Source organism: Pseudonocardia pini, assembly GCF_013870575.1.
GTDB classification, from domain to species: Bacteria; Actinomycetota; Actinomycetes; order Mycobacteriales; family Pseudonocardiaceae; genus Pseudonocardia; species Pseudonocardia pini.
Window position 1 is genome coordinate 1 of sequence record NZ_JACBXB010000092.1, and the last position, 11,500, is coordinate 11,500.

At 74.0% G+C, this 11,500-nt stretch carries 9 protein-coding genes and 2 pseudogenes; 4 read left to right on the top strand and 7 right to left on the bottom strand.

Annotation, left to right across the window (positions count from 1 at the left end):
• Positions 1-644 (top strand): ABC transporter permease (locus H5J29_RS08460; RefSeq protein WP_181780359.1); only part of this gene is annotated, 644 nt, incomplete at its 5' end.
• A gap of 62 nt (positions 645-706) precedes the next feature.
• Positions 707-1,558 (top strand): annotated as a pseudogene (locus H5J29_RS08465) (ABC transporter ATP-binding protein); the annotation flags it as partial.
• On the opposite strand, the gene H5J29_RS36510 reads toward H5J29_RS08465, so the two are convergent.
• The 6 genes from H5J29_RS36510 to H5J29_RS08490 all read right to left on the bottom strand — a co-directional run bounded on the left by H5J29_RS36510 (position 1,469) and on the right by H5J29_RS08490 (position 10,149).
• Complete coding sequence (locus H5J29_RS36510) at positions 1,469-4,090, bottom strand: AMP-binding protein (protein ID WP_512700110.1); 2,622 nt, start codon at positions 4,088-4,090, stop codon at positions 1,469-1,471. The pseudogene H5J29_RS08465 and the gene H5J29_RS36510 overlap by 90 nt on opposite strands.
• Positions 4,091-4,447: 357 nt before the next feature.
• A complete protein-coding gene (gene chrA / locus H5J29_RS08470; RefSeq protein ID WP_181780361.1) occupies positions 4,448-5,866 on the bottom strand; it encodes a chromate efflux transporter in 1,419 nt (472 codons plus the stop codon).
• Positions 5,867-5,904: 38 nt separating this feature from the next.
• Entirely contained in the window at positions 5,905-6,348 is a 444-nt protein-coding gene (locus H5J29_RS08475) for a chromate resistance protein ChrB domain-containing protein (protein ID WP_181780362.1), read from the bottom strand.
• On the bottom strand, positions 6,345-6,851 hold the full coding sequence (locus H5J29_RS08480) for a Chromate resistance protein ChrB (protein WP_181780363.1): 507 nt from the start codon (positions 6,849-6,851) through the stop codon (positions 6,345-6,347). Before H5J29_RS08480 ends, H5J29_RS08475 begins: the two co-directional genes overlap by 4 nt.
• A 172-nt stretch (positions 6,852-7,023) precedes the next feature.
• Complete coding sequence (locus H5J29_RS08485) at positions 7,024-7,305, bottom strand: hypothetical protein (RefSeq protein WP_181780364.1); 282 nt, start codon at positions 7,303-7,305, stop codon at positions 7,024-7,026.
• 51 nt (positions 7,306-7,356) lie between these two features.
• On the bottom strand, positions 7,357-10,149 hold the full coding sequence (locus H5J29_RS08490; protein WP_181780366.1) for an ATP-binding protein: 2,793 nt from the start codon (positions 10,147-10,149) through the stop codon (positions 7,357-7,359).
• Between the two features lie 114 nt (positions 10,150-10,263).
• On the opposite strand from H5J29_RS08490, the gene H5J29_RS34840 reads away from it, so the two are divergent.
• Entirely contained in the window at positions 10,264-10,602 is a 339-nt protein-coding gene (locus H5J29_RS34840) for a VOC family protein (RefSeq protein WP_181780367.1), read from the top strand.
• A 36-nt stretch (positions 10,603-10,638) separates the two neighbouring features.
• On the opposite strand, the pseudogene H5J29_RS36515 reads toward H5J29_RS34840, so the two are convergent.
• A pseudogene (locus H5J29_RS36515) lies at positions 10,639-10,716 on the bottom strand (DUF3140 domain-containing protein); the annotation flags it as partial.
• Positions 10,717-10,745: 29 nt separating this feature from the next.
• On the opposite strand from H5J29_RS36515, the gene H5J29_RS08505 reads away from it, so the two are divergent.
• Positions 10,746-11,372 carry a maleylpyruvate isomerase N-terminal domain-containing protein gene (locus tag H5J29_RS08505; protein ID WP_181780365.1) on the top strand — a complete coding sequence of 209 codons (627 nt, stop codon included), beginning with the start codon at positions 10,746-10,748 and terminating at the stop codon, positions 11,370-11,372.
• The last annotated feature ends 128 nt before the right edge of the window (positions 11,373-11,500 follow it).

Here is an 11,500-nt window from a genome sequence, read left to right on the forward strand (position 1 = left end):
CCCTCGCCGGCACCTCGGCGGGGATCGACTGGGCGGGTCTCGGTGGCGCGGCGTTCGCGACCCTGCAGGTCGCCGGGGTCGGTGCGGTCCTGACCACGGTCCTCGCGCTGCCGGTCGGGGTGCTCGCCGCGCGGTACCGCGGGCGCATGGTGACCGCCGTTGAGACCGCCGCGTACGCCGGACACGCACTGCCTGGCGTGACCGTCGGGCTCGCCCTGGTCTTCGTGGGGGTTCGGCTGGTCCCGGCGGTCTACCAGGAGCTGCCGCTGCTGCTCGTCGGGTACGCCGTCCTCTTCCTGCCGCTCGCCGTGGGCGCGGTGCGGACCGCCGTCGCGGCCGCACCCGTCGGCCACGAGGAGGTCGCCCGCTCGCTGGGCTGTGGCCGGACGGCGGCATTCGCCCGCGTGACCCTCCCTCGCGCGCTGCCCGGCATCATCGCCGGCGCGGCGCTCGTCTTCTTGACCGTGGCCAAGGAGCTGCCGGTGACACTGATGCTGCGACCGACCGGGACGGACACCCTCGCGGTACAACTGTGGAGCCACACCGGGGCCGGCGCCTTCGCGGCCGCCGCACCGTACGCCGTGGTCCTCGTGGTGGTCGCGGCCGTCCCGAGTGTCCTGCTCGATCGGGCGGCGCACCGGTGAGCACCGGTCTCGCGGTCTCGGGTGTGCACGCCGGGCACCCCGGGGTGCCGGTGCTGCACGGTGTGGACCTCGAGCTGCCGCCGGGGGCACTGCTCGCGGTGCTGGGTGAGTCCGGTAGCGGCAAGACGACCCTGTTGCGTTGCGTGGCCGGTTTCCATCCCGTCGCGGCGGGTGAGATCCGGCTCGGCGGGCGCGTCGTGGCCGGACCCGGGGTCGACGTGCCGCCTGAGCGCAGGCGGGTCGGACTGGTTCCCCAGGACGGCTCGTTGTTCGCCCACCTGTCGGTGGCCGGAAACGTTGCATTCGGGCTCGACCGGGCCACCCGCAGAGGCACGCGGGTGCAGGAGATGCTGGAGCTGGTGGGTCTCGCCGACCTCGGCGACCGCATGCCAGCGGAGCTGTCCGGAGGACAGCAGCAGCGGGTCGCCCTGGCCCGTGCCCTGGCCCCCGACCCGGCATTGGTGCTGCTCGACGAGCCGTTCAGCGCGCTCGATGCCGGGCTGCGGGCCGAGGTCCGCGAGCAGGTGCGGGAGGCACTGCACACAGCAGGCGCGACCGCGGTCCTGGTGACGCACGACCAGCAGGAGGCACTCGGGGTCGCGGACCTGGTGGCGGTTCTGCGGGACGGGCGGGTCATCCAGGTCGCCCCGCCCCGGGAGGTCTACGGCGCCCCGGCGGACGTCGGCGTCGGCACCTTCATCGGTGAGGCCGTCGTGCTGCCCGTGGCGGTCCGCGACGGCTGCGCGGCGACCGTGCTGGGTCCACTGCCGGTGGCCGCCCCCGACGGTCCGGGTCGGGTCCTCATCCGGCCGGAGCAGGTGCGGTTACGCCCCGGCGGGCCTGCCCGGGTCCGCGAGGTGATCTTCCACGGGCACGACGCGACCGTGGTGGTCGAGCTCGGCGGCACGGCGCTGCGTTGTCGGACGTCCAACGCGGAGACCCCGGAGCCGGGCGACCGGGCGAGCCTGGAGCTCAGCGGTCCGGTCCGCTTCTATCCGGACTGAGGCCCGCAGCGCGGCGCTCGCCCGGACGAGCAGCTCCTGCACCGCCACGCCACCGACCAGACACGCGAGCACGACGAGCCCCTGCGGCAGCCCGTTCAACGCCGACATCAGCGCGTAGTGGGTCAGGTAGATCGCCAGCGACGCCCCCGCGAGTAGTCCGCAGAGGCGGACCAGCGCCCTCGGAACCGGGAGCGTGGGCACCAGCAGGAGGGCCGTGCCCGCGGCCACCACCGCGGCCCGGTGCGGCTCGTGGGCGAACATCACGGGGACGGCGAGGGCGAGACCGGCGAGCACCGCCGACCGCTGCCACCCGGTGGTCGCGCGCTGCGCGGCCCAGCCCAGCGCGAACAGCCAGATCACCGTGTGCACGCTCATCTGGCGCAGGGAGAAGGCGTTGCCGCCGTCGTCGACGAACTGGCCGAACAGTCCGACCGCGAACAGCGCCACGGGCAGGGCGAAGGGCCTGCGCCGGTCCAGAGCCCGCACCGCCGGGACGGAGAACAGCAGCGCCATCAGCACCAGGATCTGCGGCAGCGTCTCGACGAACCAGTAGCCCCAGGCCTCGGGGTCGACCACGTAGTTCACCAGCAGGGCGTTGTACCAGTCCACATCGTCGGCAACGGTCGCCCGCCACGCCACCCAGAGCGCCGCGGGCACCGCGATCCGGGCCGCCGTCCGCAGGATCGTCCGCGAGGGCCGCGGCGGCGCCAGGGCGAAGCGCGCGAACGCCCACCCCGCCACGGCGAGTAGCACGTGCGAGCCGCCGAGGATCCGGAACAGACCCACGTGTGAGGCCACGATCAGCACGATCGCCAGCGCTCGCAGCAGGACCGGGGTCTCCACCGGCAGCCACCGCCGTGGTGGGCGAGCGCTCTCCGCGAGCTCGGCCACGGTGCGCTCGGGCCAGTCCCGCGGCAGGACCCCGAGCGCACGCTGCAGACGCAGGGCCGTCTGGACGTAGCGCAGCGAGTCGCCGCCGAGGCCGACGAAGGTGTCGGTGTCCGTGATCGCCCGGCCCGGGAAGACCGCGGCGAACGCGCCGCGCACAGGGTCGGCGGGCTCGGTCCACGACGGCTCCGACGGGTCGGGTAGGCACGCCAGCGCCGTCAGGTCCACCTTCCCGCTGGGCAACCGGGGCAGCACCGCGACCTCCACGACCCGCAGGGCTGCCGGCGGCAGCCCGAGCCGGTCGCACAGCCGCTCACGCAACCGGTCCCCCGGTCCGGTCCCCTCGCGCCGCACGAGCGCGACGGTGATCCGCCGGTCGTCCCCGGTCGCGACGACCCTGGCTCCCTGCGCCTCGGCCAGTCGCTCCACCTCGTCGAGGTCCACCCGCAGCCCGAAGAGCTTGACGAACCGGGCCGCCCGTCCGGTGATCTCGAGCAGCCCGTCGGACCGCCACCGGGCCCGGTCGCCGGTGTCGAGCCGGTCGATCGTCCGGCCGAGCCCGAGGTCCGCTGAGCTGCACGCGTAGCCCAGCATGACGTTCTCGCCGCGATAGACCAGGTCACCCACGCCGTCCGGGCCAGGGCGTTCGATGCTGAACGCGCCGCCGGGCACCGCGACTCCGACGGCCGACGGCGCCGCGGAGGCCCGTTCCGGCGGGAGGTAGGCCATCCGCGCTGTGGCCTCGGTCTGGCCGTACATGACGTACAAGGACCACCCGCGCGCCGCCCCGAGCGTGGCGTACCGGGAGACCGTGGCCGGATCGAGCCGCCCGCCTGCTTGCGTGACGTAGCGCAGTGAGGGCAGCGCCCGGTCGGCGAACCCCGATGCGTCGAGCAGGTCGAAGGTGTACGGGACGCCGTGCAGGCTGGTCAGGCCCAGATCGTCGAACTCGTCCCAGAAGGCGGGCTCGGCGACAGACCGGTCCGTGAGCACCACGGTGGCGCCACGGGCGAGGTTGCTGTTCAGGACGGAGAGCCCGTAGCAGTACTGCAGCGGCAGGGTGAGCGGCGCGCGGTCCTCCGGCCGGATGGGCAGGTATCCGGTGATGGACTCGGCGTTGGCGTCGAGGTTCCGACCGGAGAGACGGACCAGCTTGGGCGAGCCGGTCGAGCCCGAGGTCGGCAGCAGTAGGGCGAGGTCCGGGTGCAGCCGCGGGCCCGGGCCCAGCTCCTCGAGCCGCACGCCACCCCCGTCCGGGCGCACCAGGAGGTCCGGCCGGTACGCGTCGAGCAGCGGTGCCGTACGGGCCGGGTCGTCGCCGACGAGCAGCGCAGCATGACCGGCCCGCAGCGCGGCAAGGTACGTCACCACCGGTTCGAAACCCGGGCCCGTGACCACCGCCACGAGCTTGCGCCCCCCGCCCAGCTCGGACGCCCGCGCGTCCGCCCGGGCGGCCAGCTCGCCGAAGCTCAGGCAGTTGCCGGCCCCGTCCAGCAGGGCAGCACGCCCGCCGTGGCGCGACAGCTCACCTGCGAACCCCGGCGTTGTGGACATCGCACCATCACATGTGGTGAGGCTGCCCTTGGCAAGGGCCTGAGGGTCGGTTTTCGTCACGCCCGCGCTACGGACCGATATCCCGGTGCGGTTGTGCGCTCAGACTCTCCGTCTTCGGCTCACAGGCGCACGCCGTCGCCGAGGTGCCGGCTCGACGGCCCGGTCGATCCGCATGCGACGCCGTGGGCATCCACCAGACGTCCGTGACCGTGATCGCGACCGTCTGCGGCCGACGGACGCGCGCCCGCAGGGGCGGGCCGATCGGCCCCGCCGTGGCCGAGGGGAGCCTCTACGGGTTGCACTTGCTCGTGACTGCCGCAACGCCGCGGCGGTTGAGGAGCTACCCGCTGGGTGCCCTCAGGTCGGCGACACGCCGGCGAGCGGGGCCAGCAGGCCCCAGGCCAGGCCGAGTGCCGCGCTGATCCCGAGGACCCGCAGCACGGGCCAACGCAGCGCGAAGACCATCAGCACCGCGATTGCGGCGATCACCACCGGCACCGGGCGCAGGCTGTCCGGGACCGGAAGCAGCAGGGCGAGCGGGCCGGCGTCGAGCGTGACCGTCGCGCCGAAGAGGGTGTGCACGGCGAAGTAGAGCGCGAGGTTGGCGATCACCCCCACGACCGCGGCGGTGATCCCGGTGAGCGCGCCCGCGAGGGAGCGGTTGCCGCGCAGCCGCTCGATGTAGGGGGCGCCGAGGAAGATGAACAGGAAGCTGGGCACGAAGGTCACCCACGTGACCAGCAGCGAGGCGACGACCCCGGCGACCCACGGGGTGAACGGGCCGGGGTCGGAGTAGGCGCCCAGGAAGGCCACGAACTGGACCACCATGATCAGCGGACCCGGGGTGGTCTCGGCCAGGCCGAGCCCGCGGACCATGTCGGTCGCGGTGAGCCAGCCGAAGGTCTGCACGGCCTGCTGGGCCACGAAGGCCAGCACCGCGTAGGCACCGCCGAAGGTGACCAGCGCGGTGCCGGCGAAGAAGAGGCCTTGCGTGGTGTAGATGCTCGCCACGCCGGTGACCAGTGCGACCAGCCCCACCGGCACGGCCCAGAGCACCAGTCCGACCACCAGCACCCGCAGGGTTCGGCGAGTGGACGGCGCTTCGGCATGGAGGGCGTCGTCGGCGATCAACGGAGCCGGACCGTCCTGCTCAGGACCGTGCCCCCCACCGGCGGCGAGCCCGGGCATGTGCCGCGCGGCGAGCCAGCCGGCCAGCGCCGCCGCGGCGATGACGGCCGGGAAGGGCACCCCGAACACAGCGAGCGCGAGGAAGGCGGCGACCGCGATCCCGACCAGCGCTGGATGATGCAGGGACCGCTCGGCCACCCTCAGCACCGCCTGGACCACGATCGCCACCACCGCCGCACCCAGGCCGGTGAACAGGGCTGCGACCGCGGACACGTCGCCGAACGCCACGTAGATCGCCGAGAGGGCGAGCAGGGCGACCATGCCGGGCAGCACGAACAACACCCCGGCGACGAGACCGCCCCGCAGGCCGTTGAGCAGCCACCCGACGTAGATGGCCAGCTGGTGCGCCTCGGGGCCGGGCAGCAGCATGCAGTAGCTCAACGCGTGCGAGAACCGGCGTTGGCCGACCCACCGGCGGTCGTCGACCAGCGCGCGTTGCATCACCGCGATCTGGCCGGCCGGACCGCCGAAGGTCTGCAGCGAGATGACGAACCATGCCCGCACCGCGGCCCTGAAGGGGACGACGTCGGAGGTCTGCTCTGCAGAGGTGTCGGTGCGCTCGGACGGTTTCGCGGACTCGGGCGGCATGTCAGGAGGACCCCTTGCGCTTCGTGGCGGTCGGCTGATCAGGCCGGTGGACGGCCGAGCAGCACGGCTCGACGGTAGTACTCGTAGAGGCCGTCGAAGACCGGCTCGGTGACCGCCAGGACGGCCGCGTCGTCGAGGATCAGGGACAATCCGCGCAGGACGACGTCGAGCCCCGCCGCGTCCGGGGCGTCGAACCGGTCGTCCTCCAGGTCGGCCTCGTGCACCACCTCCGCGATCTTCCACAGCACCGGATCGGTGAGGTCATGGCGCCGCAGCACCGTCTCGAAGGTGCACTCCTGGTGGCCCCCGTGGCTCCGGTGCCCCAGCTCGACCCCACGCATGTCGAACGGGATCGCCCCCTCGGCCACCTCCGTGGGGCCCGCGACGAACTCGAACTCCGCGGCAGCGTCGACGAACCGGCGGATCAGCCACGCCGTGGCCGCCCGGTCGATGTGCACACCGCGCCTGGTCACCCACCTCATGCCCGCTCCCGCCGCTTCTGCCCGACGTGCGCGGCCAGGTCCTTCACCGCGGCGCGCGCAGCATCACCGTCGACCGCCGGGAAGTGGTCCCGCCGCTCGATCCGGCGCAGCTCCGCCCGCAGTCGGCGCAGCAGCCCGGCGCCGTCGTCCAGCCCGACCGCGGTGCGTGCGGCCAGCGCCTGATCACGCACCGCCCGGTACTCGGCGGCACGGGCGGCCGCCATCTCGGCCGCGATCCGCTGCTCCTCCTCCTCGGTGTCCGGCCGAGCAATCCACAGCATCGCCGAACCGCCCGCCTGCTCGACCTCCTCGGCCACCCACTCCAGCTGCTCACGAGTGCGAGCGTCGGCGGGCAGTGCCACGAGGCCGTCTCCGAGCTGCGCCACACCGAGCCGCTTGAGCTTGCGCCACACCGCGATCCGCGGCGTGGACGGCTCGCGCGGCACTCGGTAGCTCAGCAGGACCCACTGCAGCCCCGACGACCTGTCCGCCGACGACGACACGACGGAATGTAACCATGGTTGCAGAGCGAATCGCAAGGCTGAGGGAGGACCGCGGGCCGGTGCGGTCGCCGATCGCCCCCGTCCAGGACCACCGCCGTCGACCTACGGTGTCGGCGCCGCGCGATGCCCCGGTCCAGACCTCCCGGGTCGGCTCGTCGGCCGGCGTTCGCGGTCAGCGCACGTAGCAGTGCTCCACCTCCACGCCGAGCGTGTGCGGCGGGCCTGCCGGCGCGGCGCCGAGCAGCTGCCGCAGTCCGGGGCCCAGCCGGGTGGACAGGAACGTCTCGGCGTGTTCGCGGGAGTCCCAGACCCCCACGATGCAGAGCCTGCCGTCGACCATGCCGGCGTACCGCGCGGCCAACCCGTCCGGCTCGGGCAGGATGTCGCTCATCAGCTTGTCCAGGTTCTCGACGGTGCCGGCGGGCGAGTCCTCGACGACGGTCACGTAGGTCATGCCGATCAACCTCCTCGGGTTCGCGGCCGCGGTGGCCGCTGACCGAGGACGTTAGGGAGCCCGGCCTCGCCGGGCATGAGTCGGATCGCTCATCGTCGTACTCCTCCACGCCGCGATCTGGCTGCGCGAGGTGAACCCGAGCTTCGTGAGGATGTGCGCGACGTGGTTGCCCGCCGTGCGCTGGGAGATGACCAACCGAGCGGCGATCTGCCTGTTGGTGAGTCCCTCGGCGACCAGGCCGGCCACTTCCCTCTCCCGCGGGGACAGGCCCGCGTCCCCGGGTCCGAGCCGCCGCAGCAGCTCCGCGCTCGGCTCGAGGAAGGCGGTCATCCCGAGTGCGCGGACGAGCCGGTCGCCGGTGAGGGCGAGCGGCCGGGCACGCTCATGATCGCCCGGGTGTGAACGGGCAGCCAGCGCCGCAGCCAGGTGATGGCCGGCCTCGGCGAGGAACGGTGGGGTCCCGGCCCGCTCGCAGCGCCGCATCGCGGTGTCCAGGTCGGTGACGGCGTCGTCGAGCCGTCCCTGTGCCAGGGCGCCGATCCCGAGGGTGAGCTCGGCCGGGCCGCAGTAGCTCACCCCGCTGCCGACGATGTGCTCGCCTCGGAACTCCTCCAGCGTCTCGACCGCCGCCGCCAGCTCGCCCGGCCGGTCCAGGCCGGCCGCGACGAGGACGGCCAGCGTCGAGCCGACCGCGGTGAAGAACACCGGCCACGACCACGCCTCCGGCGGACCGGCCTGGCGGAACTGGGCGTCGGCCTCGTCCGGGAGGCCCGCGCGGAGCAGGAGGTACGCGCGCGACACCCGGCCCATCGTGCGGAACCGCGGCGGTGGCTCGACCCAGGTGCGGGCCAGCGAGAGGGCTTCGTCCGAGACCCCGATGTGTCGGGCCAGCGCCCATTGGGTGCCCAGGAACGCCCCGGTCGCCGAGGACCGCTCGATCAGCCGCATGCGGTGGTATCCGCGGGCGGCCGCCACCCGCGCGTCGTCGAACCGGCCCTCCGCCTGCGCGATGCAGGCCTCCACCCGATCGCGGTGCCACCCGCTCGCCGGCCCACCGACGCGCTCCACGGTGACCGTCAGCGGCGCCAGCTCGTCGCGAGCCCTGGTCAGCTCGCCCCCCTCCACCAGCGCGTCGATCCGCCAGAGCCTGCCCCACATCGCGGTGCGCGCATCGCCGGTGCGCTCGGCCAGCACCACCATCTCGTCGGCCAGTGCCAGCCGCACGTCCCTCCCCACCGGGCCGGGGCAGGCGTCGTGGCGGGCACGCAGGGCGGCCCCTAGCGCGCCCACGTCGCCGGCCCGACGAGCCAGTTCCAGGGCCGCCGCGCTCGCCGACCGGGTCAGCTGGTGATCACCGGCGTAGAACGCGAGGTGGCTGCGCAGCGCCAGTAGCCGTGCCCGGAGCACGTCCTGCGGGCCCGACGCCAGGGCCTCCTCGCACAGTTCGGTGACGATCACGCTGATCGCCGGGTCGGGAACCGGCTCCACGACGAGCGCCGCCTCCGCGACGAGCTCCGGCCGTGCCGCGTCCCGAGCGTGACCCGCCGCGGCCACAGCAGCGGACACCGCCGTGTCCAGGTCTCCGGAGAGGAACGCGGCGCGCCCGAGTGCGAGGTGGGCACGGCATGCCTCCACGTCGTCGGCCCACGCGGCAGCGACACCCAACGCTGCCCGGTACAGCCGCACACCCTCCTCGAAGGCGAGCCGGCGCACCGCCTCGGCCCCGGCGCGCAACGCCCACTCGCGAGCCGACGCCGCGTGCCCGTAGGGCGCGAGGGCGATGTGGTGCCAGGCCAGCTCGGCGAGATGCCCGTCGAGCCTGCCGGCCCAGTAGGTCTCCAACGCCGCGGCGGCCGCGCGGTGCAGCGCGACCGTCTCCGTCGTCGGGAGCGCGCTGCGGAGGGCGTCACGGACCAGGTCGTGGGCGAACCTCAGCTCACCGCCGCCGACCTGGGCGAGCAACCCGGACGCGACGGCCGCGTCCGCCGCGCCCAGACACCGCTGGACCGGGGTGTCCAGCATGTCCGCGACCACCGCCAGCGGGAACCGGCGGCCGATCACCGCGCCCGCACGGACGAGGCGGCGGGTCTCGGTGTCGAGCCGCTGCACGCGGGCGTCGATCGCGTCGCGCACGCCCCCGGGCGCCCGACCGGGCGACCACGTCCCCTCCGCCACCGCCCGTGCCACCTCGCGGACGAAGAACGGGTTGCCGCCGGTCACGTCGTGGACGTGATCGGCGTCGGCACGCCCGGCGCCCAGCGACTCGAGCTGCCGTGCGACCTCGTCGGGGCCCAACCCCACCAGGCGCATCGACTCCGCTCCCGGCGACCGGTGCAGGTCGGCCAGTACCCCGCCGAACGCGGCGGAGGGCCCCGGGTCCCGGACCGTCGCCACCACCAGCAACGTCGACTCCGCCACCCGGTCCGCGACGTGGCGCACCACGAGCAGGGACGCCTCGTCCGCCCACTGGAGGTCGTCGAGAGCGATCAGCAGCGGTCGCCGTGCCGCGGCGTCGAACACCGCTGCGGCCATCGCCTCGACGACCCGGAAACGGTCCTGCGGTGAGGACTGGACCTCTCCCGACGGGGATCCGCCCACCCCCAACCGCCGCAAGACCTCCTGCCACGGCCAGAACGGCGGCGCCCCCGCCGTCTCGGCGCAGCGTCCCCACACCACGGCACCGTCGGCGAGCGTGGCCAGCTCCTGTGCGAGCCGTGTCTTCCCGATCCCCGACTCGCCCGTGAGCAGGACGACGCGACCCCGTCCCGCGCGGGCCTCGCCGGCCCACGCCCGCAGCGCGGTGAGCTCGCGGTTCCGCCCGAACAGCGCACCGGCCGTCGTCATGCGGCCCAGGATGACGCCCCACGGCCGAACCGGGAACCCGAATCGCAGGCCGACCGGCGGCGGCCCCGGAACGAGCAGGCGATGAGTTCGCCGTCGTGACCCGGTCTGCCCTGCATGAGCCTGGAACTGTTCGCCGGTATCGCGGTCAGCGACCTCCCGCGCGCCGTCACCTGGTACGACGCACTCCTCGGTGAGGTGGAGACGTTCGAGCCCAACGACGTCGAACGCGTGTGGACCCTGGCCGAGGGCCGACACGTCTACGTCGAACTGCAGCCCGAGCACGCCGGCCACGCCAAGACCACACTGTTCGTCGCCGATCTCGACGGGTACCTCGCCGCGGCGGCCGCTCGCGGCACACATCCCGTCCGTGAGGAGACCTACGACAACGGCGTGCGCAAAGCGCTGTTCCACGACCCGGACGGCAACGAGATCGGGATCGGCGGCGCCGGCTGAGCCCCCGCACACGGGGGCCCAGCTCATCAGCGAGTGGCGCCAGGTCGAGTCGGTGACGTCGCCCTTGGGCCGCTGCGCCGGGTGCCGGTGCACGTAGCCGACGACCTTGCGCATGTGCTTCTCGCAGCGGGTACCCCGGACGCATGGCCGGCCTCCACATCGACCACGCCCGCGGACGAGCGGCGTTCCTCGACCAGCTCGACCGGTTCCTCGAGGCGGCGCACGGCGCGTCCGACCTCGCTCTGCTGGGCGCGAGCCGCTGCCACGGCTGGTCGGCGCTCGAAGTGCTGGTCCATGTCCGCGTCGGGCTGCAGGAGATGGTCGGCGGCGCCCTGAACAGCACCGACGACGCACCGGACCAGGACGCGGCGACCTACTGGCGGGAGTACGAAGGCGGCGGGGACGAGGTGGGCGCGATCCTCTGGACGCGCCGGACCGCATCGGCCTACCACCACCCGCGCGAGGCCCTCGAGCACCTCGACATGGCCGCGCACGCCGTCGACCGTGCCGTGCGCGCAGTGCCCGAAGGCGCCGTGGCCTTCCAGCACCATGTCCTCGGGACCGGGGACTTCCTCGCGACCTGGGCGGTCGAGCTCACCGTGCACCACCTCGACCTGGCCGAGGCAGCCGGCACGGTCAGCCCGACCCCCGCGGCACTGCGGCTCGGGCGCGCCACGGTCGACGCCCTCGCCGGGAGTCCCTCCCCCACGCGGTGGGCCGACGACCGCGCCGTCCTCGCAGGCTTCGGCCGGATCACCGCTGCGGAGTGACCCGCGGGTGCCGTGGTCAGGCCGGATCAGCTGGGGCGAGCCGAGGCGGCGACCTCGACACCCGCCGCCCAGATGCGGGTCAGGCGGCGGGTGGCGGTGATGTCGGCGAGCGGGTCGCCCTCGACGAG

What these genes read in the sequence shown, in the direction of transcription:
- H5J29_RS36510 (WP_512700110.1), bottom strand. Translation starts at nt 4,090, where the DNA reads ATGTCCACAACGCCGGGGTTCGCAGGTGAGCTGTCGCGCCACGGCGGG.
- chrA (WP_181780361.1), bottom strand. Translation starts at nt 5,866, where the DNA reads ATGCCGCCCGAGTCCGCGAAACCGTCCGAGCGCACCGACACCTCTGCA.
- H5J29_RS08475 (WP_181780362.1), bottom strand. Translation starts at nt 6,348, where the DNA reads ATGAGGTGGGTGACCAGGCGCGGTGTGCACATCGACCGGGCGGCCACG.
- H5J29_RS08485 (WP_181780364.1), bottom strand. Translation starts at nt 7,305, where the DNA reads ATGACCTACGTGACCGTCGTCGAGGACTCGCCCGCCGGCACCGTCGAG.
- H5J29_RS08490 (WP_181780366.1), bottom strand. Translation starts at nt 10,149, where the DNA reads ATGACGACGGCCGGTGCGCTGTTCGGGCGGAACCGCGAGCTCACCGCG.
- H5J29_RS34840 (WP_181780367.1), top strand. Translation starts at nt 10,264, where the DNA reads ATGAGCCTGGAACTGTTCGCCGGTATCGCGGTCAGCGACCTCCCGCGC.
- H5J29_RS08505 (WP_181780365.1), top strand. Translation starts at nt 10,746, where the DNA reads ATGGCCGGCCTCCACATCGACCACGCCCGCGGACGAGCGGCGTTCCTC.